Origin of the sequence: Streptomyces sp. NPDC001980, from assembly GCF_040296885.1 — a bacterium.
Lineage (GTDB): Bacteria > Actinomycetota > Actinomycetes > Streptomycetales > Streptomycetaceae > Streptomyces.
In genome coordinates, this window is sequence record NZ_JBEOYD010000023.1 from 45,849 (window position 1) to 72,099 (window position 26,251).

At 71.7% G+C, this 26,251-nt stretch carries 23 protein-coding genes and 1 pseudogene; 16 read left to right on the plus strand and 8 right to left on the minus strand.

Features of this window, described 5'->3' with window-relative positions; all coding sequences use genetic code 11:
- Positions 1–32: 32 nt before the first annotated feature.
- The 3 genes from ddaH to ssgD all read right to left on the minus strand — a co-directional run bounded on the left by ddaH (position 33) and on the right by ssgD (position 3,293).
- Positions 33–809 (minus strand): dimethylargininase, encoded by a 777-nt coding sequence (gene ddaH, locus ABT137_RS30380; RefSeq protein ID WP_351714301.1) that lies wholly within the window; start codon positions 807–809, stop codon positions 33–35.
- Positions 810–907: 98 nt separating this feature from the next.
- Positions 908–2,545 (minus strand): ABC-F family ATP-binding cassette domain-containing protein, encoded by a 1,638-nt coding sequence (locus ABT137_RS30385; protein ID WP_351714302.1) that lies wholly within the window; start codon positions 2,543–2,545, stop codon positions 908–910.
- 331 nt (positions 2,546–2,876) lie between these two features.
- A complete protein-coding gene (gene ssgD, locus ABT137_RS30390; RefSeq protein WP_351714303.1) occupies positions 2,877–3,293 on the minus strand; it encodes a spore wall synthesis regulator SsgD in 417 nt (138 codons plus the stop codon).
- Between the two features lie 203 nt (positions 3,294–3,496).
- Between ssgD and ABT137_RS30395 the strand changes: the two genes are divergently transcribed.
- The 5 genes and pseudogenes from ABT137_RS30395 to ABT137_RS30415 all read left to right on the plus strand — a co-directional run.
- Positions 3,497–4,600: a WD40/YVTN/BNR-like repeat-containing protein gene (locus ABT137_RS30395; RefSeq protein WP_351714304.1), complete on the plus strand. Its 1,104-nt coding sequence runs from the start codon at positions 3,497–3,499 to the stop codon at positions 4,598–4,600.
- Positions 4,601–4,642: 42 nt separating this feature from the next.
- Entirely contained in the window at positions 4,643–4,981 is a 339-nt protein-coding gene (locus tag ABT137_RS30400) for a plasmid stabilization protein (protein WP_351714305.1), read from the plus strand.
- Between the two features lie 46 nt (positions 4,982–5,027).
- Complete coding sequence (locus ABT137_RS30405; RefSeq protein WP_351714306.1) at positions 5,028–5,720, plus strand: endonuclease V; 693 nt, start codon at positions 5,028–5,030, stop codon at positions 5,718–5,720.
- A gap of 76 nt (positions 5,721–5,796) precedes the next feature.
- Positions 5,797–5,943 (plus strand): morphogenic membrane protein MmpA, encoded by a 147-nt coding sequence (mmpA, locus tag ABT137_RS30410; protein ID WP_351714307.1) that lies wholly within the window; start codon positions 5,797–5,799, stop codon positions 5,941–5,943.
- Positions 5,944–6,004: 61 nt separating this feature from the next.
- A pseudogene (locus ABT137_RS30415) lies at positions 6,005–6,379 on the plus strand (IS630 family transposase); the annotation flags it as partial.
- A gap of 29 nt (positions 6,380–6,408) precedes the next feature.
- Here the strand turns inward: ABT137_RS30415 and ABT137_RS30420 are convergent.
- A complete protein-coding gene (locus tag ABT137_RS30420) occupies positions 6,409–7,038 on the minus strand; it encodes a TetR/AcrR family transcriptional regulator (protein WP_351714308.1) in 630 nt (209 codons plus the stop codon).
- A gap of 70 nt (positions 7,039–7,108) precedes the next feature.
- Between ABT137_RS30420 and ABT137_RS30425 the strand changes: the two genes are divergently transcribed.
- A complete protein-coding gene (locus tag ABT137_RS30425) occupies positions 7,109–7,978 on the plus strand; it encodes a ketopantoate reductase family protein (RefSeq protein ID WP_351714309.1) in 870 nt (289 codons plus the stop codon).
- Between the two features lie 63 nt (positions 7,979–8,041).
- Here the strand turns inward: ABT137_RS30425 and ABT137_RS30430 are convergent, their stop codons facing one another.
- Positions 8,042–9,220 (minus strand): saccharopine dehydrogenase family protein, encoded by a 1,179-nt coding sequence (locus tag ABT137_RS30430; RefSeq protein ID WP_351714310.1) that lies wholly within the window; start codon positions 9,218–9,220, stop codon positions 8,042–8,044.
- 179 nt (positions 9,221–9,399) lie between these two features.
- On the opposite strand from ABT137_RS30430, the gene ABT137_RS30435 reads away from it, so the two are divergent.
- Genes ABT137_RS30435 through ABT137_RS30450 form a run of 4 tightly spaced genes read left to right on the plus strand, consistent with a single transcriptional unit; the run spans position 9,400 to position 15,067 of the window.
- Positions 9,400–10,551 carry a CaiB/BaiF CoA transferase family protein gene (locus tag ABT137_RS30435; RefSeq protein WP_351714311.1) on the plus strand — a complete coding sequence of 384 codons (1,152 nt, stop codon included), beginning with the start codon at positions 9,400–9,402 and terminating at the stop codon, positions 10,549–10,551.
- Positions 10,551–11,564: an LLM class F420-dependent oxidoreductase gene (locus tag ABT137_RS30440; RefSeq protein ID WP_351714312.1), complete on the plus strand. Its 1,014-nt coding sequence runs from the start codon at positions 10,551–10,553 to the stop codon at positions 11,562–11,564. The genes ABT137_RS30435 and ABT137_RS30440 overlap by 1 nt, the downstream gene beginning before the upstream one ends.
- A 47-nt stretch (positions 11,565–11,611) precedes the next feature.
- The gene (locus tag ABT137_RS30445) at positions 11,612–12,826 is read left to right on the plus strand and encodes an acetyl-CoA C-acetyltransferase (protein WP_351714313.1); all 1,215 of its coding nucleotides are present in this window, start codon (positions 11,612–11,614) and stop codon (positions 12,824–12,826) included.
- A 45-nt stretch (positions 12,827–12,871) separates the two neighbouring features.
- A complete protein-coding gene (locus ABT137_RS30450; RefSeq protein WP_351714314.1) occupies positions 12,872–15,067 on the plus strand; it encodes a 3-hydroxyacyl-CoA dehydrogenase NAD-binding domain-containing protein in 2,196 nt (731 codons plus the stop codon).
- A gap of 36 nt (positions 15,068–15,103) precedes the next feature.
- On the opposite strand, the gene ABT137_RS30455 is transcribed toward ABT137_RS30450, so the two are convergent.
- Positions 15,104–15,811, minus strand: coding sequence for a MerR family transcriptional regulator (locus ABT137_RS30455; RefSeq protein WP_351714315.1), 708 nt, complete (start codon positions 15,809–15,811; stop codon positions 15,104–15,106).
- A 253-nt stretch (positions 15,812–16,064) separates the two neighbouring features.
- On the opposite strand from ABT137_RS30455, the gene ABT137_RS30460 reads away from it, so the two are divergent.
- Both ABT137_RS30460 and ABT137_RS30465 read left to right on the plus strand, forming a co-directional pair.
- Positions 16,065–17,534, plus strand: coding sequence for an amino acid permease (locus tag ABT137_RS30460; protein WP_351714316.1), 1,470 nt, complete (start codon positions 16,065–16,067; stop codon positions 17,532–17,534).
- Between the two features lie 42 nt (positions 17,535–17,576).
- Positions 17,577–18,068, plus strand: a complete 492-nt coding sequence (locus ABT137_RS30465; RefSeq protein ID WP_351714317.1) for a macro domain-containing protein — start codon at positions 17,577–17,579, stop codon at positions 18,066–18,068.
- Between the two features lie 70 nt (positions 18,069–18,138).
- Here the strand turns inward: ABT137_RS30465 and ABT137_RS30470 are convergent, their stop codons facing one another.
- On the minus strand, positions 18,139–19,617 hold the full coding sequence (locus ABT137_RS30470) for a M1 family metallopeptidase (RefSeq protein WP_351714318.1): 1,479 nt from the start codon (positions 19,615–19,617) through the stop codon (positions 18,139–18,141).
- Positions 19,618–19,840: 223 nt separating this feature from the next.
- Between ABT137_RS30470 and ABT137_RS30475 the strand changes: the two genes are divergently transcribed.
- The gene (locus tag ABT137_RS30475; RefSeq protein ID WP_351714319.1) at positions 19,841–21,793 is read left to right on the plus strand and encodes a Xaa-Pro dipeptidyl-peptidase; all 1,953 of its coding nucleotides are present in this window, start codon (positions 19,841–19,843) and stop codon (positions 21,791–21,793) included.
- A 4-nt stretch (positions 21,794–21,797) separates the two neighbouring features.
- Here the strand turns inward: ABT137_RS30475 and ABT137_RS30480 are convergent, their stop codons facing one another.
- Positions 21,798–22,718 (minus strand): FAD-dependent oxidoreductase, encoded by a 921-nt coding sequence (locus ABT137_RS30480; RefSeq protein ID WP_502984598.1) that lies wholly within the window; start codon positions 22,716–22,718, stop codon positions 21,798–21,800.
- A gap of 89 nt (positions 22,719–22,807) precedes the next feature.
- Here ABT137_RS30480 and ABT137_RS30485 point away from each other — a divergent pair, with 89 nt between their 5' ends.
- The 3 genes from ABT137_RS30485 (at position 22,808) to ABT137_RS30495 (ending at position 26,163) form a co-directional block, all read left to right on the plus strand.
- Positions 22,808–23,830: an oxidoreductase gene (locus ABT137_RS30485; protein WP_351714321.1), complete on the plus strand. Its 1,023-nt coding sequence runs from the start codon at positions 22,808–22,810 to the stop codon at positions 23,828–23,830.
- 56 nt (positions 23,831–23,886) lie between these two features.
- Positions 23,887–25,527 carry an ABC-F family ATP-binding cassette domain-containing protein gene (locus ABT137_RS30490; RefSeq protein WP_351714322.1) on the plus strand — a complete coding sequence of 547 codons (1,641 nt, stop codon included), beginning with the start codon at positions 23,887–23,889 and terminating at the stop codon, positions 25,525–25,527.
- Positions 25,528–25,686: 159 nt separating this feature from the next.
- Positions 25,687–26,163, plus strand: coding sequence for a DUF1003 domain-containing protein (locus ABT137_RS30495; protein WP_351714323.1), 477 nt, complete (start codon positions 25,687–25,689; stop codon positions 26,161–26,163).
- The last annotated feature ends 88 nt before the right edge of the window (positions 26,164–26,251 follow it).

Sequence of the window (26,251 nt, forward strand, 5' to 3'; positions counted from 1 at the left end):
TCCCAGGGCTGAAGGGGTGAAACGATCACCCGTCAGGCGTACAACTCCCGCAGCCGCACCGAGAGGCACGTCACACATCCCTCAAGTTTCTCGAACTCGGAAATGTCCACCGTGACCACCTCGTGGCCGAGATCGGCCAGCAGCTCCGCGGTCTTCGGGGCGCTCGTAGACATCAGCAGCTTCCCGCCGCCCAGCAGCACCACATGGGCGCCCGCCTCCTCGGGCACCGCCAGGAAGCCCGGGAACAGCGACGGCCGGTCCACGTTCGGGATGTGCCCCAGAATCGTTCCGTCGGGCAGCGCGGTCACCGCCGACTTGAGATGCAGCACCTTGCTCACCGGTACGGCGACCACGCGCGCGCCCAGCGGCTCGAACGCGGCCCGCAGTTGGTGCACCCCGGCCGCGTTGGTCCGCCCGCCGCGGCCGACGTAGACGGTGTCGCCGACCTTGAGGACGTCACCGCCGTCCAGGGTGCCGGGCTCCCAGATCCAGTTCACCGAGCAGCCGAGCCGGGCCACCGCCTCCTCGACGCCGGCCGTCTCCTCGCGCCGGGACTCGGCGCCGGGACGGGTGATCAGCGCCACGTTCTTGTACATGACGACCGTGTCCTCGACGAACACCGAGTCCGGGCAGTCGTCCTCCGGGTCCACCTCGACGGTCTCCCAGCCGTGCGCGCGCAGCGTCTCCGCGTACGCCTCCCACTGCTCCTGGGCGAGCTCGACGTCGACCTTCTCCCGCTCGATGTGCGTCACCAGGCCTTCGGCGAGGCGCGGGCTGGGGCGGCGGATGAGGGCCTTCTTGCTGGGCACGACGGGTCTCCGGGGTCGGTGATTCGGTCCGGCGCCCATTGTGGGGGCGCCGGACCGCCATCATGCAGGGCGGATCGGTGTCGACAAAACCCCTGTCGTCAGGCTGTGCCCTCACCGAGACGCGCCACCTCGTCCGGAGTTGTGCCGGTCAGCTCCCCGTCCGCCATCAGCAGCCACCGCGTGACCCCGATCGACTCCAGGAACGGCAGGTCGTGGCTGGCCACGATCAGGGCGCCCGCGTACGACTCCAGGGCCGTGGTGAGCTGCCGGACGCTCGCCATGTCGAGGTTGTTCGTCGGCTCGTCCAGCATCAGCAGCTGCGGCGCGGGCTCGGCCAGCAGCAGCGCGGCCAGCGCCGCCCTGAAACGCTCGCCGCCGGAGAGCGTCCCTGCCTGCTGGTCGGCCCGGGCGCCCCGGAACAGGAAGCGGGCCAGCCGCGCCCGGATCCGGTTGTTGCCGGCGTCCGGTGCGAACCGGGCCACGTTCTCGGCGACGGTCAGCTCGTCGTCGAGAACGTCCAGCCGCTGCGGCAGGAAACGCAGCGGCACGTGCGCGTGCGCCTCGCCCGCCACCGGCGCCAGCTCCCCGGCGATCGTCCGCAGCAGCGTCGTCTTGCCCGCGCCGTTGCGTCCGATCAGTGCGATCCGCTCGGGCCCGCGCAGGTCGACGATCCCCTTCACCCGCGAGCCGTGCGCGAGCTCCAGGTTCTCCAGCGTCAGCACGTTCCGGCCCGGCGGAACAGCCGTGTACGGCAGCTCGACGCGGATCTCGTCGTCCTCCCGTACCGCCTCCACCGCCTCGTCCAGCCGCTCCTTCGCCTCGCTGAGCCGCTCCTCGTGCATGATGCGGTGCTTGCCCGCGGACTCCTGGGCCGCGCGCCTGCGCGCCCCCATGACGATCTTCGGCTCGCGCTTCTGCTCGAACATCTTCTGCCCGTACCGCTTGCGGCGGGCCAGTTTGACCTGGGCGTCGGACAGTTCGCGCTTCTGCTTGCGGACGTCGGCCTCGGCGACCCGCACCATGCGCTCGGCCGCCTCCTGTTCGACGGCAAGGGCCTCCTCGTACGCCGAGAAGTTGCCGCCGTACCAGGTGACCTCCCCGGCGCGCAGGTCGGCGATCTGGTCGACCAGGTCGAGGAGTTCGCGGTCGTGGCTGACCACGATCAGCACGCCCGGCCAGGAGGCGACGGCCGCGTACAGCCGCCTGCGGGCGTACAGGTCGAGGTTGTTGGTGGGTTCGTCGAGCAGCAGCACGTCCGGCCGCCGCAGGAGCAGCGCGGCCAGCCGCAGCAGCACCGACTCGCCGCCGGACACCTCCCCGACGGTCCGGTCCAGGCCGATGTGGCCGAGCCCGAGTTCGCCGAGGGTGACCAGGGCGCGCTCCTCGACGTCCCAGTCGTCGCCGAGCGTCTCGAAGTGCCGCTCGGACGCGTCACCCGCCTCGATGGCGTGCAGCGCGGCCCGCCGGGCGGCGATGCCGAGCACCTCCTCGACGCGCAGCGCGGTGTCGAGCGTGACGTTCTGCGGGAGGTGGCCCACCTCACCGGCGACCTTCACGGAGCCGTCGGCCGGGGTGAGTTCTCCGGCGACGAGCTTCAGCAGCGTCGACTTCCCCGATCCGTTGACGCCGACCAGGCCGGTGCGGCCGGGGCCGAAGGAGATGTCCAGGCCGTCGAAGACGGGGGAGCCGTCGGGCCAGGCGAAGGACAGGGAGGTGATGGTGACGGATGCAGACATGGGCGCCTCGCGGTTGCTTGCGGTGTCGGGGGACAGACGCGTGTCGAGACACCGCGAGGCAGAAGCCGAAAGGGCCAGGAAGAGATCCTGCGCCGGGAGGACGGCTCACACGCCGAGGTCGAACGCCACAGACACACCTCACGGGTGTGACGCGGTGTCTCAGGACCTCAGACGAGCAACGTCCTTCTCCAATCGACGGCAACAGAACCGATGTACACGCTAGGAGGGCCCACCTGGAGTGTCAACGCAATTGACCACCGGCGACCGTGCGGCGATCAGGGCGGGCTCGACCACGGCGAGCCCGACGCCCGGCCGACGCGGGAGCGCCAGGTCAGCAGGCGTCCCGCATGAGCTCGGCCAGGTCGTGGTCCAGGTCCAGCTGGAGGTGTTCGAGACCGGTGGGCACCAGGTCGCCGGTCGCCTCCAGGAACCGGCGTATCTCGCCGGTGCGCACATGGATGACGGCGGTGCCCTCGGGGGCGTGGAACTCCAGCACGGTCCGGTCGTAGCCGTACGGCCGCACCCGGACGTCCCCGTTGCCCTCCGGCGCGTGCAGTCCGGCTGCCAGCAGCTCGCGGGAGAACGTCCAGCAGACGTCGACCCCCTCCAGGGTCGCCGGGGCCGGGAAGGTCATGCGCACGGCGAAGGGATCCTCGCGGTCGTAGCCCAGGGTGGCGGGAATGCTCGGCATGCGCGGTGACGCGGCGACCAGGCGAGCCTCTACGGGCTGCTCGATGACGATGGACAACGCCTTGCTCCCTCGTGACGGTTGTACGAATTTCCGGGCGTGTGAGACCTGGCACTGGAAGAGACGACGGAAGTGGCCGATCCGTGCACGCGAAGGGCGAGTGACCTCTGTCACCGGCCCTATTCACACCCGGGGCTTACCTGTCGCCAGGGGCTGCGGGGCCCTCTGGACGGCACCGCGCCGGTCAGCTAGCTTCGCGCGCCATGAGGCGCTTGGGGAGCACGCGACGCACAGGACGAGCCCGACGTACCGGCCGAGCGGTCGCGGTGGGGGTGGCGTGCACGGCGGCGCTGGCCGCGCTGACCGCCGGTTCCGCACAGGCCACGACGCGGGCCCCGCACTGGGCGGTCAAGGACACCGGCACCCCCGACGTGCGGTTCCGCGGCCTGGCCGCCGTCGACCGGGACACCGCCTGGCTGGCCGGTACCGGCGGCACCGTGCTGCGCACCACGGACGGCGGGACGAGCTGGCGGAACGTCTCTCCGCCGGGCGCGGGCGACCTCCAGTTCCGGGACGTCGAGGCGTTCGACGCGCGCCGCGCGGTGGTCCTGGCCATCGGTGAGGGCGAGGCGTCCCGGGTCTACCGCACCGACGACGGCGGCCGGACCTGGACGGAGTCCTTCCGCAACACCGACCCCGCCGCCTTCTACGACTGCATGGCCTTCTTCGACCGCCGCCACGGCCTCGCCATGAGCGACCCGGTCGACGGGAGGTTCCGCATCCTGTCGACGAGCGACGGCGGCCGTTCCTGGCGCGTGCTGCCGGACGACGGCATGCCGGCCGCCCTGGCCGGCGAGGCGGGCTTCGCGGCGAGCGGACAGTGCCTGGTCACCTCCGGGCCGAAGGACGCCTGGCTGGCCACCGGCGGCGGCGCGCACGCGCGCGTGCTGCACTCCACCGACCGCGGCCTGACCTGGACCGCCGCCGACACCACGATCCCGGCGGGCGACCCGGCCAAGGGCGTCTTCGCCCTCGCCTTCCGGGACCGCGGCCACGGCATCGCGGTCGGCGGCGACTACCGCGCCGACCAGGCCTCGCCGCAGGCGGCCGCGGTCACCCCGGACGGCGGCCGCAGCTGGCAGCCCGCCGCCACCCCGCCGCCCGCCTACCGCTCGGGCGTCGCCTGGCTCCCGTACAGCCGCGCCACGGCCCTCGCCGTCGGCCCCACCGGCACCGACCTGACCACCGACGGCGGCCGCACCTGGCGGACCGTCGACACCGGTTCGTACGACACCGTGGCCTGCACGCCGGACCTGAGCTGCTGGGCGGCCGGCGAGCAGGGGCGGGCGGCACGCCTGGAGAACTGACCCGCGGGTACCCGTTTCTCGTCGACCGGGAAAGGAGCGGTCATGCCACGCGGATCCAGCCCGAAGCGGGAACGCCAGTACGAGCACATCAAGGAGAGCGCCCTCGACCGGGGCGAGAGCCAGGGGCGCGCCGAGGAGATCGCCGCCCGGACCGTCAACAAGGAACGCGCCCGGTCCGGCGAGTCCGAGACCGCGAGCCGGACGTCCACCCAGGACATCTCGTCCGGCAGGCGCGGCGGCCTGCGGTCGGGCAACCGGCAGGGCTCCCAGGGACCGACCCGGGACCAGCTGTACAACGAGGCCGGACAGCGGGGCATCGAAGGCCGTTCGCACATGAACAAGGCCCAGCTGCAACGCGCCGTCAACGCCAGGAAGGGCTGATTCGCCACCGCACGCGCGCGTGGCACGCCGTACGCTCGTGCCCACCATGACGACGACCGTACGCGTACCCGCGGGCTGGCCCGCGACCGAGGAACAGGCCCTGGCCGTACAGGACGAGCTGCGGGGGCGGGTGGTCCTCGACGAGCCGGGCCCGGCGCCCGGCACCGGGCAGGTCACCGGCGTCGACGTGGCCTACGACGACGAGCGCGACCTGGTCGCCGCAGCGGCCGTCGTCCTGGACGCGGCGACCCTGGAGGTGGTCGCCGAGGCGACCGCCGTCGGCCGGGTGTCCTTCGCGTACGTGCCGGGACTGCTCGCCTTCCGTGAGATCCCGACCGTACGGGCCGCCCTCGACGCCCTGCCCCTCCCGCCGGGCCTGGTCGTCTGCGACGGCTACGGCCTCGCCCACCCGCGCCGCTTCGGCCTCGCCAGCCACCTCGGCGTCCTCACCGGCCTGCCCACCATCGGCGTCGCCAAGAACCCCTTCACCTTCGCGCACGACGACCCGGACACCCCGCGCGGCAGCCACACACCGCTGCTCGCCGGCGCCGAGGAGGTCGGCCGTGCCCTGCGCACCCGCGACGCCGTCAAACCGGTGTTCGTCTCCGTCGGCCACCGGGTGAGCCTCGACAACGCCTGCGCCCATACGCTCGCGCTCACCCCGAAGTACCGCCTGCCGGAGACCACCCGCCGCGCGGACGCGCTGTGCCGCAGGGCGCTGCGGGAAGCCCAGACCTGAGCAGCCCAGACCTGAGTAGCGATTCTGAGTACGAGTACGGATGCCGCTGTTACCGTCGGGCGGCAGGCTGGCCCGCATGACGACACACCGTGCACCCAAGTCCGTGGCCCAGCCCGTCCAGTCCGCCGAGCGTGCCGTGAACGCGGCGCTGGTCCTCGCCGTGGTGGCGGGGTTCGCCTGGATCGTCGGGATGCTCTACACCGTGCTGTCGTGGCAGGCCTGACGGCGCCCGAGTCTGCTGGTGCCGCATCAACCAACGTTCGCCCTGTAGTGCCGCGCTGTGTGAAGGACGTGGCCGACATCGGTCATCCGTCACGCTGTCCTACCCCGGCCGCGAACCTCGACCGCGCCGCCGCGCCACCTACACCCGCCCGCACGGCGTGCGTCACCTCTTCGCAGCCTACGAGCTGGGCAAAGACCAGCTCTACGGCCACATCAAGAAGACCGAGCGCTGCCGGCGGGTCGGCGCGTGGGCGGCTGCCCATGACGCCGAGATCGTCCACACCCCGGCCAACGGCTCCTGGCTGAACAGGATCGAGGCCCAGTTCACCGCCCTCCGTCACTTCGCCCTCGACGGCACCGGCCACCCGACCTGACGGAACAAGAACGCTGCCGACCAGCGCCTCGCTGCCCTCGTCCACAGGGCGAACGCCGCCTGACCCGCGCCGCCGGCGTCTGTCCTGGGTCGTCAGGACCGGATCGGCGGTGCACTCATCGCTGCCGTCAGGAACGTGATCGCCCATTGCCGGGCCGCCTCGCCCGCTACCGGGGACGCGCAGCCAGGGGAGGGCTGCTGGTGGACCTGGAGGCGGTCGACGGCCGTCACGGCAAAGATCCCCCGCATCCGGAACCACAGCTCCTCGGGGGAAAGGCCGGGCAGTACGCGCGCGAAGGCTGCGAAGTAGCGCTCGCGGACCGAGTCCTCGGCCGGGCCGGTCCAGCTGCGTGCCTCCTCGGCCGGGTCGCTGAGGATCGTCACGATCAGCCGGGACGTCCGGGCGCCGCCCTCGTCGCCGGCCGGCATCTCGTCGAACAGCGGCCCCGCGAATGCCTCCACCAGTTCGCTGACCGGTGGGTCGGGGGTTCGGGCGAGCAGTTTGTCGAGCCCGGCGCACTGGGCAGCGGTGATGGGCTCGACCACGCGGTGGGCGACTGCCGCCATCAGCTCCGCCTTCGAGCCGAAGTGGTAGCCGACGGCGGCCAGGTTCGCCCCGGCGAGTTTGGTGATCGCGCGGACCGAGGTGCCGCGGTATCCGTGCTCGGCGAAGAGGTGCTCGGCCGCGTCGAGGATCTGGGTGCGGGTGTCTGGGGTCGCCACACGAGGGACTATATATATGTTTGAATGAAACGAACGTATGAATCAAACGAACGTGTGAAAGAGGACTGCCATGAAGCTGCTCGTGTACGGCGCCGGGGTTTGCGGCAGCCTGTTCGCCGCCCGCATGCGCGAGGCCGGCCACGACGTCTCGCTCCTCGCCCGGGGCGAGCGCCTGACCGCCCTGCGCCGGCAGGGAGTGCAGCTCGCCGAGGAAGACGGCCCTGTCAGGCGGGTGCCGGTACCGGTGGTGGAGCACCCGGACGGCGAGTACGACCTGATCGCCGTCTTCGTCCGCACCCACCAGGTGGATGCGGTGCTGGAATCACTCGCCGGTGTCCAAGGTGACGTGCTGTTCCTGCTCAACTGGGCAGCCGGCCCGGAGACGCTGGGTGCGGTGATCGGCCACGAGCGGGTGCTGCTCGGCTTCCCCACGACTGGCGGCACGATGGACGGCGACGTGGTCCGCTACCGCAAGACCAATTTCATCACCCGCCGGGTCGCGATGCCGGTCGGCGAGCCCGACGGCCGTACCACCCCGCGACTGGAACGGATCGTGGAGACGTTCCGTACCGCCGGGATCAACGCCAAGGCCGAGCCGCGGATGGATGCCTGGCTCAGGACGCACGCCGCGTTCGAGGTCCCGCTCGGGCAGGCGGTACGCGCGGCGGGCGGCCCGGTAGCGCTGGCCGACGACCCGGACGCGGTCCGCGGCATGCTCCACCTCGTGCGGCAGAACCTCGCCGCGATGGAGACGCCGCCGGTACCTCGCGCTTTCGCCGCGTTGCGGGCTCTGCCGCAAGGGCTCCTCGTGGCCGTGCTCCGGCGCTTCCTGAAGAGCCCGACGGCCGTGCACAGCGGACTCAACGACCCCTCGCCCGCCCCGGCGGCCGAACTCGAGCGGCTGGCCGAACAGCTCCGTGCCCCTGCGGGAGCCCGCTGAGCAACCCAGGACGGCGAAAACAAACAGCGCGGCACTACAGGGCGAACGTTGGTTCATGCGGCACTAGAACGTTGCAGCCACCCGGAACCCGATGCCCGCCGTCCGCAGCCGCTCGGTCAGCGCGTCGCCCATCGCCTGGGCGGTGGTGACCTGGCCGGCCGTCGGCGGCAGGTCGTCGAAGGCGAGGGAGAGGGCGGCCTCGGCGAACATCTTCGCCGTCTCGTCGTAGCCGGGATCCCCGCCCGAGACCTCCGTGAAGACCCGCCGTCCGCCGCCCTCGCCGACGAACCGGACCGTGAACCAGCTGCGGGCCCGCTTCTGGGCGTCCGGCCCGTCCCCGGGCCTGAGCCGGTCCGACAGCCAGCGCCGGGCGGGCGGCAGCTGGGCCGCCGCGGCGACCGCGCCGACGGCGGCTATCCCGCCGAGCGCCACCGGCAGGTGCCTGACGGCCGCGTAGTGCCGGTAGCGGAAGTCGGGACCGTAGCGGTCCAGGGCCTTCGCCGAACGTCGCACGATCTGGGCGTCGATGGTGGGCAGCGGCAGCGCCCAGGCGCCGACCTCGGGCGCGAACCGCGGGGCACCCGTCGGTGCGCTGGTCCGGCGGCTCATCAGCCGGGGCTCGTGCCGGGCGCGGTCCCGCGCGGCGGCGAGCATCTGCCGTGGGCGCGCGAACTGGTCCAGCGCGGAGGCGAAAGTGCCCCCGGAGAAGGTCGCGTCGGCGGTCACGAACCCGTCCACGGTCAGCGGCACGCCCTCCGGCAGCTGCCGGACCGTGAAGTAGGCGCCCAGGTCGTGCGGGACCGAGTCGAAACCGCACGCGTGCACCAGGCGGGCCCCCGTCTCACGCGCGCGTGCGTCGTGCCGGACGTACATCAGGTCCACGAACTCCGGCTCGCCGCACAGGTCCAGGTAGTCGGCGCCGGTGTCCGCGCAGGCCGCGACCAGGTCCTCGCCGTAACGGCCGTAGGGGCCGACCGTCGTGGCCACCACGCGCGCGTGCTCGGCGAGGGCGCGGATCGTGGCGGGCTCCGCGACGTCGGCGCGCAGCACCCCGACCGCCGCGCCGCCCGGCAGCCGCTCGCGCAGGGCCTCCAGCCTGTGTTCGTCCCGAGCCGCGAGCGCCCAGCGCAGGCCCTGGGGCGCGTGCGCGGCCAGGTACTCGGCGGTGAGCTCGCCGACGAAGCCGGTGGCTCCGAAGAGCACGAGGTCGTAGGGGCGGTCCGTCGTCTTCAGCCTGCTCATGACACCTCTCGGTCCTGCAACCCGTGCCGTTGTCGGTGGCTGAGGCTAGCGTGAGGAGTGCGGACGCACCCCCACCGGGTATCTTGACTAAGCGCTTGCTCGTCCACTCTTGTGCCCAGTGGAACGTGTTCTTAGCATCGTTGGTGTTACATCAGTTGTGTCACATGACTGGGGGCGGCATGACCACGGCAGGGACGCCAGGACACGGCCCGCTCTCCGGCGTGCGCGTGGTCGAGCTCGCCGGCATCGGACCGGGCCCGTTCGCCGCCATGCTCCTCGCCGACCTGGGCGCCGACGTGGTCCGCGTCGACCGGCCCGGCGGCCCGGGGCTCGCGATCGACCCGGCGTACGACGTCACCAACCGCAACAAGCGCTCGGTACTGGTCGACCTCAAGTCCCCGGACGGCCCCGCCCGCGTCCTCGACCTGGCCGCGCGCGCCGACATCCTCATCGAGGGCTACCGCCCCGGCGTCGCCGAGCGGCTCGGCGTCGGCCCGGCGGACTGCCACGCCCGCAACCCCCGCCTGGTCTACGGCCGGATGACCGGCTGGGGCCAGGAGGGGCCCCTTGCGCACCGCGCGGGCCACGACATCGCCTACATCGCCCTCACCGGCACCCTCGGCATGATCGGCCGCCCCGACGAGCCCCCGGCCGTCCCCGCCAACCTGCTCGGCGACTACGCGGGCGGCTCCCTCTACCTCGTCGTCGGCGTCCTGGCCGCGCTGCACCACGCGCGCGCGACCGGCACCGGCCAGGTCGTGGACGCTGCCATCGTGGACGGCACCGCGCACCTGGCCGCGATGATCCACGGCATGGTGGCCGCGGGCGGCTGGCAGGACCGGCGCGGGGCCAACCTGCTGGACGGCGGCTGCCCGTACTACGGCACCTACGAGACCGCCGACGGCGGCCACATGGCGGTCGGCGCCCTGGAACCCCAGTTCTACGCCGAGTTCCTCCGGCTCCTCGGCGACCTGGACGACCTGGCCGACGCCCGCAAGGACTGGACCCGCTGGGGCGAGCTGCGCGAGCGCGTCGCCGCCCGCTTCAAGGCCCGCACCCGGGACGAGTGGACGGCGGTCTTCGAGGGCTCCGACGCCTGCGTGGCCCCCGTCCTCTCCCTCCGCGAGGCCCCGCACCACCCCCATCTGGCCGCCCGCGGCACCTTCACCGACCACGGCGGCATCACCCAGCCGGCCCCCGCCCCGCGCTTCTCCGCGACCCCCACGACCGTGCGCACCCCGCCCGCCCGCCCCGGCGCCGACACCGGTGCGGTGGCGGGCGACTGGGACGTACCGGCACTCCTCGACGACCACGACAAGGACGGCACCTGATGGAGCTCTCGACCTTCCTCGACTACGCGGGCGACCCGCGCGCGGCGGCGGACCGGGCGGCCGCGCTGGAGTCCGCGGGCCTCGACGCGGTCTGGGTCGCGGAGGCCTACGGCTTCGACTCGCCCACGATCATGGGCTACCTGGCCGCCCGCACCGAACGGATGAAGATCGGCTCCGCGATCCTCAACGTGTACTCCCGCACCCCCGCCCTCATCGCCCAGACGGCCGCCGGCCTCGACGCGGTCTCCGGCGGCCGCGCGATCATCGGACTCGGCGCCTCCGGCCCCCAGGTCGTCGAGGGCTGGCACGGGAAGGCGTACGACAAGCCCCTCGGCCGGACCCGCGAGACGATCGAGCTGACCCGGCGGATCCTGCGCCGCGAGACCATCGACCACCACGGCATCACCGACATGCCCCGTCCCGGCGGCCTCGGCAAGCCCCTGAAGATCCTCACCAAGCCGGTCCGCCCCGACGTCCCGCTCTACGTGGCCTCGCTGGGCCCCGCCAACGTCCGGATGACCGCCGAGATCGCCGACGGCTGGCTGCCCACCCTGTTCATCCCCGAGAAGGCCCACCAGGTCTGGGGCACGCCCCTGGCGGAGGGCGCCGCCCGCCGCGATCCGGCCCTCGGACCGCTGCAGATCGTCGCGGGCGGACTGCTCGCCATCGGCGAGGACGCGGCCGCCGCGCGCGACCTGGTCCGCCCCCGCATCGCCCTGTACGTCGGCGGCATGGGCGCCCCCGGCAAGAACTTCTACAACGACCTCGCCGTCGCCTACGGCTACGAGAAGGAGGCCCGGCTCGTCCAGGAGCTGTACCTCGACGGCCGGCAGCGGGACGCTGCGGCGGCCGTACCGGACGAGTTCTGCGAGCTCATATCCCTGTGCGGCCCGGAGGGTTACGTCCGCGACCGTATCGCCGCCTTCCGCGAGGCGGGCGTGACCATGCTGGACATCACCCCCGTCGGCCCGGACCCGGCCCGCCTGGTCGAGACCGTCAAGAACTGGCTCTGAGCCCCGCTGACCCCACCGCGCAAAAACCCTCGTTGAAAGGCCTGTCAGTGAGCACCGAAGCGTACGTGTACGACGCGATCCGCACCCCGCGCGGCCGCGGCAAGGCGAACGGCGCCTTGCACGGCACGAAGCCCATCGACCTGGTCGTCGGACTCATCCACGAGATCCGCGGCCGCTTCCCGGACCTCGACCCGGCCGCCATCGACGACGTCGTGCTCGGAGTCGTCGGCCCGGTCGGCGACCAGGGCTCCGACATCGCGCGGATCGCCGCGATCGCCGCCGGACTGCCGGACACGGTCGCCGGCGTGCAGGAGAACCGCTTCTGTGCGTCCGGCCTGGAGGCCGTCAACATGGCCGCCGCCAAGGTCCGCTCGGGCTTCGAGGACCTCGTCCTCGCGGGCGGCGTCGAGTCGATGTCCCGGGTGCCGATGGCCTCGGACGGCGGCGCCTGGTTCAACGACCCGATGACCAACCTGGCCGTCAACTTCGTGCCGCAGGGCATCGGCGCCGACCTGATCGCCACCATCGAGGGTTTCTCCCGCCGGGACGTCGACGAGTACGCGGCGCTCTCCCAGGAGCGCGCGGCGACGGCCGTCAAGGAGGGCCGCTTCGAGCGTTCCGTGGTCCCCGTGAAGGACCGCGCGGGCCTCGTCGTCCTCGACCACGACGAGCACCTGCGCCCCGGCACCACCGCCGACTCCCTCGCCAAGCTCAAGCCCTCCTTCGCCGACATCGGCGAGCTGGGCGGTTTCGACGCGGTCGCCCTGCAGAAGTACCACTGGGTCGAGAAGATCGACCACGTCCACCACGCGGGCAACTCCTCCGGCATCGTCGACGGCGCCTCCCTGGTCGCCATCGGCACCAAGGAGATCGGCGAGCGCTACGGCCTCACCCCGCGCGCGCGGATCGTCTCGGCCGCCGTCTCCGGCTCCGAGCCGACCATCATGCTCACCGGCCCCGCCCCCGCCACCCGCAAGGCCCTCGCCAAGGCCGGCCTCACCATCGACGACATCGACCTGGTCGAGATCAACGAGGCGTTCGCGGCGGTCGTGCTGCGCTTCGTGAAGGACATGGGCCTGTCCCTGGACAAGGTCAACGTCAACGGCGGCGCCATCGCCCTCGGCCACCCTCTCGGCGCGACCGGCGCGATGATCCTCGGCTCGCTCGTCGACGAACTGGAGCGCCAGGACAAGCGCTACGGCCTCGCCACCCTGTGCGTGGGCGGCGGCATGGGCATCGCCACCATCGTCGAGCGCGTCTGAAACCCCGGCGGAACCGGAACCAAGAGACTTCACGGAGACCCTCACATGACCGAGAGCACCACCATCCGCTGGGAACAGGACGACACCGGCGTCGTCACCCTCGTCCTGGACGACCCCAACCAGTCCGCCAACACCATGAACGCGGCCTTCGCCGAGTCCCTCGCCGCGGTCACCGACCGTCTGGAGGCCGAGCAGGACTCCATCCGGGGCGTCATCTTCACCTCCGCCAAGAAGACCTTCTTCGCCGGCGGCGACCTGCGCGACCTCATCCGGGTCACCCCCGAGACCGCCCAGGACCTCTTCGACGGCGGCCTCGGCGTCAAGCGCAACCTGCGCCGCATCGAGACCCTCGGCAAGCCGGTCGTCGCCGCCATCAACGGCGCGGCCCTCGGCGGCGGTTTCGAACTCACCCTCGCCTGCCACCACCGCGTCGCCCTCGACACCCCCGGCACCAAGATCGGCTGCCCCGAGGTCACCCTCGGCCTGCTCCCGGGCGGCGGCGGAGTCGTCCGCACCGTCCGTCTCCTCGGCATCGCCGACGCCCTGCTGAAGGTCCTCCTCCAGGGCACCCAGTACAACGCCACCCGCGCGCAGCAGAACGGCCTCGTCCACGAGGTGGCCGCCACCCCGGACGAACTGCTGGCCAAGGCCCGCGCGTTCATCGACGCCAACCCCGAGTCGCAGCAGCCCTGGGACAAGCCGGGCTACCGGATCCCCGGCGGCACGCCCGCCAACCCCAAGTTCGCCGCCAACCTGCCGGCCTTCCCGGCGACCCTGCGCAAGCAGACCAACAACGCCCCCTACCCGGCGCCGCGCCGCATCCTCGCCGCCGCCGTCGAGGGCAGCCAGGTCGACTTCGAGACCGCCCAGGTCATCGAGGCCCGCTACTTCGTGGAGCTGGCCGCCGGGCAGACCTCCAAGAACATGATCCAGGCGTTCTTCTTCGACCTGCAGGCCGTCAACTCCGGCGCCAACCGGCCGCAGGGCATCGAGCCCCGCAAGGTCACCAAGGTGGCCGTCCTGGGCGCGGGCATGATGGGCGCCGGCATCGCCTACTCGTGCGCCCGCGCGGGCATCGACGTCGTCCTCAAGGACGTCTCCGCCGAGGCCGCCCGGAAGGGCAAGGGCTACTCCGAGAAGCTGTGCGCCAAAGCCGTCGCCAAGGGCCGTACCAGCCAGGAGAAGGCGGACGCGCTGCTCGCCCGGATCACGCCCACCGCCGACCCGCAGGACCTCGCCGACTGCGACGCGGTCATCGAGGCCGTCTTCGAGGACACCGCCCTCAAGCACAAGGTCTTCCAGGAGATCGAGTCCGTCGTCGCCCCCGACGCCCTGCTCTGCTCCAACACCTCCACGCTGCCCATCACCGCCCTCGCCGAGGGCGTCGAGCGCCAGACCGACTTCATCGGCCTGCACTTCTTCTCGCCCGTCGACAAGATGCCGCTCGTCGAGATCATCAAGGGCGAGCGCACCGGCGACGAGGCCCTGGCCCGCGCCTTCGACCTGGTCCGGCAGATCAACAAGACGCCGATCGTCGTCAACGACTCGCGCGGCTTCTTCACCTCCCGCGTCATCGGCCACTTCATCAACGAGGGCGTCGCCATGGTCGGCGAGGGCATCGAGCCCGCGTCGGTCGAGCAGGCGGCGGCCCAGGCCGGCTACCCGGCCAAGGTGCTCTCCCTGATGGACGAGCTGACACTCACCCTGCCGCAGAAGATCCGCCGCGAGTCCCGGCTGGCCGTCGAGGAGGCCGGCGGCACCTGGACCGCGCACCCCGCCGAGGCGGTCATCGACCGCATGGTCGACGAGTTCGGCCGCCCCGGCCGCAGCGGGGGAGCGGGCTTCTACGACTACGCCGAGGACGGCAGCCGCGCCGCCCTCTGGCCCGGCCTGCGCGAGCACTTCACCAAGCCCGGCCACGAGATCCCGTTCCGGGACATGCAGGAGCGGATGCTCTTCTCCGAGGCCATCGACACCGTCCGCCTCGTGGAGGAGGGCGTCCTCACCTCGGTCGCCGACGCCAACATCGGCTCGCTCTTCGGCATCGGTTTCCCCGGCTGGACCGGCGGCGTCCTCCAGTACATCAACGGCTACGACGCCTACGGCGGGGCGGGTGCCGGCCTCCCCGGCTTCGTGGCACGCGCGCGTGAACTCGCCGAGACCTACGGCGAGCGGTTCACCCCGCCCGCGCTGCTGGTCGACAAGGCGGAGAAGGGGGAGACCTTCACGGACGGCCGCTGAGCCGACACCGAGCCGGGTGCGCGGAGCGGATCCTCCTCAGGAGCCGTCGAGCCACTGGTGCACCTCCGCGCTGAGCGACCGCTGGAAGGCGGTCAGCAGCGCCTGGACCACCAGCGGCTGCATGTGCGCGGACAGGGATTTCACGTCCGCCTCGGTCCGCTCCGCCACCTCGGCCCGGAAGAGCAGGGACAGCTCCCGCGCGGCCGCCCGCGCATGCTCGGTCAGGACCGTGCGCGCGGCCAGGATCGCCTTCTCGGACAGCGGTACGTCGAGGAGCTGCACGGCGAGCCGGAGCAGGCCGGGGTCGATGCGGTAGCCGTCCCCGTCGGGCCGTACGACGTCCATGGCGACGAGCCGTTCGACGTCCTCCTCGTCCAGCGGCCGTCCGGCCCGCCGCCGCAGCTCCCCGGCCGTCACGGTCTCCTCGGTGTCCGGGGCCCAGGAGGCCACCACGGCCCGGTGGATGGCCAGGTCGTGGTGGCTCAGTCCGGGCGGCAGCCGCCGCAGGTAGCGCTCGATGGCCGCCAGCGTCATGCCCTGGTGCTGCAACTCCTCGATGAGCGCCAGCCGCGCCAGGTGGTCGCGCCCGTAGTGGCCCACCCGGCGCGGACCGATCACCGGCGGCGGCAGCAGCCCCTTGGTGCCGTAGAAGCGGACCGTGCGGACCGTGGTGCCGGCCCGCGCGGCCAGCTCGTCGATCGTGAGCGCCGGGTCCCCGGAGTCGCCGTCGGTGTCGGTCGTCATGTGCACCAGTATCGCTGTCACACCGACACTGTGACACCGGGCGGTGACCGGGATGTGTTCGACTGATGTTCATCTTCACGACAGGTTCTTGACCTTGTGAGAAGTTCCGCTCTGTGATGTGTGCCATCGCATACGCCCTGGTGTCCGGGGGAAGGTGGCGCCTTGGTCTGTGCCCACCACCGAGCGCGCCGACCGACTACGTCCGGACACCCGAGCGCGACCCGCTCGGGCGCACCAGAGAGTGGAACCACCTGTGAGCAAGGATGCCGTGGACACGGCACAGGCCGCCGCCACCCGGACCGACGCGGCCCAGGCGCCCGCGGACGCGGGCGACGCCGGCTACAGCAAGGACCTCAAGGCCCGCCACGTCAACATGATCGCCATCGGCGGCGCGATCGGCACCGGCCTCTTCCTGGGCGCCGGCGGCCGCCTCCACACCGCGGGCCCGGCTCTCGCCCTCGCCTACCTGGTCTGCGGAATCTTCGCCTTCTTCGTGGTCAGGGCCCTCGGCGAGCTGGTCCTGTACCGCCCCTCCTCCGGTTCCTTCGTGTCGTACGCGCGCGAGTTCCTCGGCGAGAAGGGCGCGTACGTCGCCGGCTGGATGTACTTCCTGAACTGGTCGACCACCGGCATCGCCGACATCACCGCGATCGCGCTCTACACCCACTACTGGAGCATGTTCACGAGCATCCCCCAGTGGACGCTCGCGCTGATCGCCCTGGCCGTGGTCCTGGCGGTGAACCTGATCTCGGTGAAGATCTTCGGCGAGATGGAGTTCTGGTTCGCGATCATCAAGGTCGCCACCCTCGTCGGCTTCATGCTGATCGGCATCTTCCTGCTCGCCACCCAGCACAAGGTCGACGGCCAGACCCCGGGCCTGAGTGTCGTCGGCGACCACGGCGGCGTCCTCCCGCACGGCCTGATGCCGGTCGTCCTGGTCATGCAGGGCGTGATCTTCGCGTACGCGGCCCTGGAACTGGTCGGCGTCGCGGCGGGCGAGACCGCCGAGCCGGAGAAGGTCGTCCCGCGCGCGGTGAACTCGATCATGTGGCGCGTCGGCCTCTTCTACGTCGGCTCGGTCGTCCTGCTCGCCCTGCTCCTCCCCGGCTCGGTCTACTCGGCCGACGAGAGCCCCTTCGTCACCGTCCTCTCCAAGATCGGCGTCTCGGGCGCCGGCGACGTGATGAACCTGGTGGTCCTCACCGCGGCGATGTCCTCCCTCAACTCCGGCCTGTACTCCACGGGCCGCATCCTGCGCTCCATGGCGGTGGCCGGCTCGGCCCCGAAGTTCACCGCCCGCATGAACCGCAGCCAGGTGCCCTACGGCGGCATCCTGCTGACCTGCGCGGTCTGCGTGCTCGGCGTCGGCCTGAACTACCTCATGCCCAGCCAGGCCTTCGAGATCGTGCTCAACGTCGCCTCCCTCGGCATCATCAGCACCTGGGTGATCATCATGCTCTGCCACCTGATCTTCGTCCGCCGCGCGAAGGCCGGCCTGGTCGAGCGCCCCGCGTTCCGCCTCCGCTTCAGCCCGGCGACCGAGATCACCACGATCGCCTTCCTGCTGGTCTGCCTCGGCATGATGGGGAACGACCCCGAGGTCGGCCGCAAGACCCTCCTGCTCATCCCGGTGATCGCCGCCCTGCTGGTGGCCGGCTGGTTCGGCGTCCGCCGCCGGGTCTCCCAGACGGCCGACAAGGAGCTGTCCCAGCTCACGAAGTAGCAGGTCAGCGCCATTGTCAGTGGCATCGCCTACGGTGGCGTCATGTCGGAGATCACATACATCCGGGGGGACGCCACCACGCCGACGGGCAAGGGCGTCAAGGTGATCGCCCACGTCTGCAACGACCTGGGGGGCTGGGGAAAGGGCTTCGTGCTGGCCCTCTCCCGCCGCTGGCCGGAGCCGGAGAAGGCATACCGCACCTGGCACCGCGACCGGGCGAACAACGACTTCGGCCTCGGAGCGGTCCAGCTGGTCCGCGTCGAGCGGTACATCTGGGTGGCCAACATGATCGGCCAACGGGGGACCAGAACCGGCAGCAAGGGCGTCCCGGTCCGCTACGAGGCGATCGACACGGCTCTGGGCAGACTTGCCGACGAGGCGACCGAACGCGGCGCGTCCGTGCACATGCCCCGCATAGGCTGCGGCCTGGCGGGCGGGAAGTGGTCCCGCGTCGAGCCGCTGATAAGGGAGCGGCTGGTGGGGCGGGGAGTAGCGGTCACGGTCTATGACCACGGAGAGACAGCGCCCCTTTAGGGGCGCGGGGAACTGCGCGACCAGCCACAACGGACCCGCAGCTCCCCACCCCACCGCACCCGGCAACCGCTTAGTGCACGTCGTTCGTAGCCTCGATCTGCTTCCACGACTTCGGCTGCGCAACGGCCCCCACGGCCCCCACGGCCTTCACCGCCGGAGCCACCGGCTTCGTCGGCTCGAACAGGTACGCGTCGAACAACGCCGACAGCGACTTCCCCGACACCTTCTCGGCGTACTCCTCGAAGTCCCCCACCGAAGCGTTCCCGTACGCGTGCTCCTTCGGCCACCCCTTCAGAATCGCGAAGAACGCGTCGTCCCCGACCGCGTTCCGCAGCGCCTGCACGGCCAGTGCCCCGCGGTCGTAGACAGCGATGTCGAACTGGTCGTCGGGACCGGGATCCCCCGGCTTCACCGTCCAGAACGCGTCGTCGGCCGGATGCGACGCGTACACGTAGTCGGCGAGCTCCTGCGTCGTGCCCTCGCCCTCGTGCTCGGACCACAGCCACTGCGCGTACCGGGCGAACCCCTCGTTGATCCAGATGTCCTTCCAGCCCTTGAGGGAGACGTCGTCGCCGTACCACTGGTGGGCCAGCTCATGCACGACCACCGACGTGTTGGAGCCGTTCGCGAACTGCTTCGGGCTGTAGTAGACCCGGGTCTGCGTCTCCAGCGCGTACCCGGTGGTGGTGTTCGGCACGTACCCGCCGGCCGAGCTGAAGGGATACGGCCCGAAGTAGCCGGAGAGCCAGTCGACGAGCTCCCCGGTGCGCTCCACGCTCGCCCGCGCCGCCCCGTCGTTGTCGCCGAGGTCCTTGCTGTAGGCGTTGACGACCGGCACCCCGCCCTCGGAGGTGCTCGTCGTGATGTCGAACTTTCCGACGGCCAGCGTGGTCAGATAGGTCGCCTGCGGCTTGTTCTGCCGCCAGTTGTACCGGGTCCAGCCGAGCTTCGAACTCGTCGACTGGAGCAGGCCGTTGGAGATGACCTGGGTTCCGTCCGGGACGGCCACCGACACGTCGTAGGTCGCCTTGTCCAGCGGGTGGTCGTTGCTCGGGTACCACCACCAGGCGGCCTCGGGCTCGTCCGCCGCGACCGCCCCGTCCGGGGTGCGGTGCCACGTGTTGAAGCCGTACGCGCTCTTCGTCGACGGCACCCCGCTGTAGCGGACGACGACGGTGACCTGTGTGCCCTTCGCCAGCGGCGACTTGGGGGTGACGACCAGTTCGTGCTGACCGGACGTGGCGAAGTCCGCCTTCACCCCGTTGACCCGTACCTCGCTGACGTCCAGCAGGAAGTCCAGGTCGAAGCTGGACAGGTCCTGCGTGGTGCGCGCCAGGATCGTCGCCGTCCCGGCCAGCTCGTCGGTGGCCGGCTGGTACTGCAAGCGGAGGTCGTAGTGGGAGACGTCGTAACCGCCGTTGCCGTAGTACGGGTAGTAGGGGTCGCCGATGCCCGGCGCGCCGGGGCTGTAGCTCGCGGCCGATGCCGGGATCGCCAGCAGCAGGGAGGCCGCCGCGAGGGCGCCCGGCGCGAGGATTCTGCGGTGCACGAGAACTCCAGGTCGGTAGGGGGCCGAGGCGCCCCCGCCACACCGCGGCGGGCAGCGCCAAGTCGATGGAGCACGAAACTGTTCGGAGCCTATTCAGTCCCTGTGGCCCCTGGCCTGTCCATGGCACCTGCTGTCACACGATCGCCATTCGGCCGCAATCCGCCCTGACGGTCCCCCAGATGCCCCCTTCTGCACGGGAGTTGACCCGGGTAGCGTCCGCCCCATGCCGAAACGCACGCGCTTCACGATCTGGAGACCGCTCGCCGTCGCGGCCGTCGCAGCCCTGATCGCCGCCTTCCTCACCCCGGCCGCGGCCCAGGCTTCCGGCGCCCCGCGCGAGAGCCAACCGGTCTACTCGTACGCGAACGCCATCCGCGAGGCCGTCTGGGTGGACACCGGTCTCGACTCCGACGGCGACGGGAAGACCGACCGGGTCGCCGCCGACATCGTCCGGCCGTCCGAACCAGCCGCCCAGGGCCGCAAGGTGCCGGTCATCATGGACGCCAGCCCCTACTACTCCTGCTGCGGACGCGGCAACGAGAGCCAGCTGAAGACGTACGACGCCAACGGGAACGTCGTCCAGATGCCGCTCTTCTACGACAACTACTTCGTGCCCCGCGGCTACGCCTTCGTCGGCGTCGACCTGGCCGGCACCAACCGCTCCGACGGCTGCGTCGACGTCGGCGGCCGGTCCGACATCCAGTCCGCGAAGGCCGTCGTCGACTGGCTGAACGGCCGAGCGAAGGCCTACAGCAGCCGCACCGGAACCACCACGGTCAAGGCGACCTGGACCAACGGGAAGACCGGCATGATCGGCAAGAGCTGGGACGGCACCATCGCCAACGGCGTGGCCGCCACCGGCGTCAAGGGTCTCAAGACGATCGTCCCGATCAGCGCCATCTCCTCCTGGTACGACTACTACTTCGCCCAGGGCGCCCCGCTCTACGACTCGGGCCCCGACTGGCTGGCGGGCGCGGTGGAGAGCGACGACGCCTACGCCAAGTGCGGTGCCGTCCAGCAGAAGCTGGTCGACGGCGCCCCGCGCAGCGGCGACTGGACCGACCTGTGGACCGAGCGCGACTACGTCAAGGACGCGTCCAAGGTGAAGGCCAGCGTCTTCCTCGTGCACGGCATGCAGGACCTCAACGTCCGCACCAAGCACTTCGGCCAGTGGTGGGACGCCCTCGCCAAGAACGGCGTCGAGCGCAAGATCTGGCTCTCCCAGACCGGGCACGTCGACCCCTTCGACTACCGGCGCGGCGCCTGGGTCGACACCCTGCACCGCTGGTTCGACCACGAACTCCTCGGCTACGACAACGGCATCGACCGTCAGCCGATGGCCGACATCGAGCGCCACCCCGACCAGTGGGTGACCTCCTCCGTCTGGCCGCCGCGCGGCACGCAGACCACCACCCTGCGCCCCGCCACCGGCACCCAGGCGGGCGTCGGCACCCTCGGCCTGCACCGGGGCTCCGGCACCGAGACGTTCACCGACGACCCGCAGCAGAGCGAGACCGACTGGGCCGCCCGGCTCGCCACCCCCACCTCCGACAAGGCCGGCTTCCTCACCGCGCCGCTCACCCGCGACCTGCGGTTGTCCGGCTCGTCGAAGGTGACCGTCACCGCCACCCCGACCACCTCGACGGCCCACCTGACCGCCGTCCTGGTCGACCTCGGCCCGGACACCGTCCGGGACTACGCCGACGCCGCCGAGGGCATCACCACCCTCACCGACCGCACCTGCTGGGGCGAGAGCACGGCAGGCGACAGCGCCTGCTTCCTGAAGACAGCGGCCAGGACCAAGGCCGTCGACTACACCGTCTTCAGCCGCGGCTGGGCCGACCTCGGCACCTACGCCGACCCCGGCAAGGGCGTCCCGCTCACCCCGGGCAAGGCCTACACGATCACGCTCGACCTGGCGGCCACCGACCACGTCGTACCCAAGGGCCACCGCCTGGCGCTGATCGTCGCGGGCACGGACAAGGACCTCATCGATCCGCCGTCCACCACCCCGACGCTCACCGTGGACCTGTCCCGTACGACGGCCAGGGTCCCGCTGGTCGGCGGCTCGGCCGCGTTCACCCGCGCGACCTCCGCACGGTGGACCGCACCCGAGAAGACCGCCCTGCACGGCCTCCGCGCCCCGCGCACCGTCCAGCGCGTCCCCGCGAGCTGACCGCTCAGGCGGCCGGGCCGGCATCCGCCAGCCCGGCCGCCTCCCGCGCACATCCCCAGGCGACCGTGACGCCGGCCCCGCCGTGCCCGTAGTTGTGGATCAATACTCGTCCGTCCGGCCGGAGTTCACGCTCCAGCCGGACCGCCGCCCGGTACGGCCGCAGCCCCACCCGGTGCGCCAGCACCCGCGCCCCGGCGATCTCCGGCCGGACCGCCGCACAGCGCGCCACGATCCCGGCCGCGACCTCCGGATCCGGCTCCAGCGACCAGGCGTCCTCCTCCGCCGTACCCCCGAGCAGCAGCCCGCCGGGTTGCGGGAAGAAGTAGGCGGACGCGCCCCCCGCCACCTCGTCGGACGTGTACCAGGTGGTGATCCCGGGGTTCTCCACCACGACCAGCTGCCCGCGCACCGGACGCACCGCCGGATCCGGGACGAGCGAACGGGCCCCGAGCCCCGTGCAGTTGACCACGACCGGCGCGGGCACCTCGCCCAGCGCGCCCACCGTCAGCTCCTCCACCGTCCCGCCCGCCCGCTCCAACCGCCGACGCAGCCACGCCAGGTGGACCGGCATGTCGATCAACGGCAGCCGGGCCGTCAGACCTTCAGCGGTCTCGGCCAGCCCCGGCACCTCCGCCGCCCACGCACCCAGCCCGTCCAGCCGCAGGCCGTCGTGTACGCCCTCGACCAGGCGTACGCCCGTCTCCTCGGGCCGGGCCGCCAACGCCTCGTACACGACAAGTGAGGCGAGTGACCATTCCCCGACCAGCGCCTCCGGCTCGATGCGGTACGGCCACCACAGCGCGCCGGCGACCGCCGAGGTCGTACGCCCGCCGGTCTCCCGGGCCCACACCCGCACCCGGCGCCCGCCCTCGGCCAGCACCACCGCCGTGGTCAGTCCGACGACCCCGCCGCCGACCACGATCACTTCGTCACTCAGCTCAGGCTGCACACGGTGACGTTAGCGGAATATGTCATGCCGCGCTCAGATCGTCCCGCTCTGGGGATACTCACAGCATGTCTGCCGCATACGCGACCTTCGGCCTGGCCCCGGCGATGCGCGCCGGCGGTGTCCTCGCCGACGGCGGCTACCAGCTCCACCGGGACTTCGTGGACTTCGTCGTCGACGGTCACCCGCTGCTGTTCCAGCTCTCCGACCTGGACGCCGTCTCCCCGCTCGCCTCCGACGTCCCGCCCGCCATCTTCACCGCCCAGGTCCGCAGCCTCTTACTGGAGTCCGAGGCCCCGCTGCCCGACGGCCGGTACGTCGTCTACGGCTGCCCCGAGTGCGAGGACCTGGCCTGCGGCGCGGTCACCGCGGTCATCGAGCACGACGGCGACGACTTCATCTGGCGGGACTTCGCCTGGCAGACCTCCGAACACGCCGACCTGGAGCTCAACGGCTACCACGGCATCGGCCCGTTCCGCTTCCACGGCCCCGAGTACCGCGAGGCCCTCGGCGCCCTCCTCGAAGACGCCGGCCCGCCGCCCGGCCGCCGGGTGCTGCTGATCGGCGCCCGCGTCGCCCTCCTCGCCAAGCTGGCCGCAGCGCTGCGCTCCATCGGCATCGGCGCCGACATCACCCGCGACGCCGACGGCGTCCCCGCCGAGGAACTCCGCGGCTACGCAGCCGTCGCCTTCGGCCCCGCGGTCGGCGAGGCCGAGCGGACCGCCGTACGCCAGGCGTTCGAGCGGGCGGGCTTGGAGGTGCCCTACGTCGACGGACTCGCCCCGATCGTCCCGCTCCTCGTCGCCCAGATCGAACACGCCCTCGACCGCAGCCCGCTCCCGCAACGCCGGCTGACCCGCCTGGTCGCCGCCGACGGCACCGCCGGCGTCGAGGTCACCTCGCCCTGCCGGGTGCGGCTCACGTCGTACCGCCTCGACCGCCTCTCCCGCCCCCGCAGCCAGGAACTCTTCGACGGAGTCCTGGAACCCGGCCGCCACCGCATCCCCCTGGACGGCACGGCGGCCAAGGGCGGCTCCTTCGTCGTGGCCCGCACCTCCGGGAGCGTGCTGGTGGCGGCGCCGGAGCGCTGACCGGGGGAAGACCGGGCCGAGGACCGGCTGCCCGGCACATTAGGATCGGCGTTCTGATGACTGCCACCCTCGTCGCCAAGAACCTCGCCGCCGGGCACGGCGACCGCTCGCTCTTCTCCGGGCTCGACCTCGTGGTCGCGCCCGGTGACGTGATCGGTCTGGTCGGTGCCAACGGCGCGGGCAAGTCCACCCTGCTCCGGCTGCTCGCCGGGCTCACCGCCCCCGAACAGGGCGAACTGCGCCTCTCCCCGCCGACGGCGACCGTCGGCCACCTGCCCCAGGAGCCGGAGCGGCGGCCGGGCGAGACCGTCCGCGCCTTCCTCGCCCGGCGCACCGGGGTCGCCGAGGCACAGCGCGTGATGGACGAGGCGACCCAGGCCCTGGTCGACGGGGCACCGGGCGCCGACGACGCCTATGCCGTGAGCCTGGAGCGCTGGCTCGACCTGGGCGGCGCCGACCTGGAGGAGCGTGCCGAGGAGGTCGCCGACTCCCTCGGCCTGGCCGTCGACCTCGACCAGCCGATGACCGCCCTCTCCGGCGGCCAGGCCGCCCGCGCGGGCCTCGCCTCCCTCCTCCTCTCCCGGTACGACGTCTTCCTCCTCGACGAGCCCACCAACGACCTCGACCTGGACGGCCTGGAGCGCCTCGAACGGTTCGTGACCGGCCTGCGCGCCGGCACGGTCGTCGTCAGCCACGACCGCGAGTTCCTCACCCGCACGGTCACCAAGATCCTCGAACTCGACCTCGCCCAGCAGCAGATCCACCTCTACGGCGGCGGCTACGACGCCTACCTGGAGGAACGCGACGTGGCCCGCCGGCATGCCCGCGAGGACTACGAGGAGTTCGCCGACAAGAGGGCCGCCCTTCAGGACCGGGCCCAGATGCAGCGTTCCTGGATGGACAAGGGCGTCAAGAACGCCCGGCGCAAGGCGTCCAACGACAACGACAAGATCGGCCGCAAATTCCGCAGCGAGGCCAGTGAGAAGCAGGCCGCCAAGGCCCGCCAGACCCAGCGCATGATCGAACGCCTGGACGTCGTCGAGGAGCCCCGCAAGGAGTGGGACCTGCGCATGGAGATCGCGGCCGCCCCGCGCTCCGGCGCCGTCGTCGCCACCCTGCGGGACGCGGAGGTACGGCGCGGCGACTTCACCTTCGGCCCGGTCTCCCTCCAGATCGACTGGGCGGACCGGGTCGCGGTGACCGGGGCGAACGGCGCGGGCAAGTCGACACTGCTCGCCGCGCTGCTGGGCCGGGTGGAGCTGGACGCCGGACAGGCGGCCCTCGGTCCGGGCGTCCTGGTCGGCGAGGTCGACCAGGCCCGCAAGCTCTTCCACGGCACCGAGTCCCTGCTGGACGCCTTCTGCGCGGCCGTACCGGACACCGAACCGGTCGAAGTCCGCACCCTGCTGGCCAAGTTCGGCCTCAAACATGACCACGTACTCCGGTCGGCGGCCACGCTCTCCCCGGGTGAACGCACCCGCGCCGCCCTGGCCCTCCTCCAGGGCCGGGGCGTCAACCTCCTGATCCTGGACGAGCCGACGAACCACCTGGACCTGCCGGCCATCGAGCAGCTGGAGTCCGCCCTCGACACCTACGAGGGCACCCTCCTCCTGGTCACCCACGACCGCCGCATGCTGGACGCGGTCCGCGTCACCCGCCGCCTGGAGGTGGCGGCGGGCAAGGTGACGGAACGTTAGAAACGCCCCAGTTGTCGGCGCCCCCGAAGGGGCGCGGGGAACTGCGCGAGCAACCACAACGCACCCGCAGCCGCCGAACGAGCTTTCGCGGCACCCCCTACAGCGCCAGCGGCCCCCGTACGCTGCGATCATCGTTGGACACCTGGCAGGAGAGTGGCCATGAGCACATCGCCGAAGCGGTCGGCCCTTCGGATCGTGAACGAGCAGGACGTCCTCGTCCAGCTGCGCGGCACCCAGGACCGCATCGCGGACGCGATCACCGCCTTCGCCGGCACCATGATGTTCGTCTACCTGCACGCCCTGTGGTTCGCGGTCTGGATCGTCTGCAACGAGGGCGTGTTCGGTGAGGGCGCGATCTGGGACCCGTTCCCCTTCGGCCTGCTCACCATGATCGTCAGCCTGGAGGCGATCTTCCTGTCCACGTTCGTGATGGTGAGCCAGAACCGCCAGGCCGCCCGCGAGAACGTCCGCGCCGACCTGGACTTCGAGACCAACGTGCGCTCGGAGGTGTGGTCCATCCACATGGGCCGGGCCCTCGGCGTCGACCCCGTGGAGGTCGAGCGGCGCGTCCAGGAACTGCTCGCGGAGAACCGCGCCCGGATGAACGGCACCGCCCAGCCTCCGAAGGAGACATGATCCGTCGGCCGACCGCGTCTGCGTCTGCGTCTGCGGACAGTCATTCGACGGAGGCGCGGAACACCGACTGCATGGAACCATGGGCCGA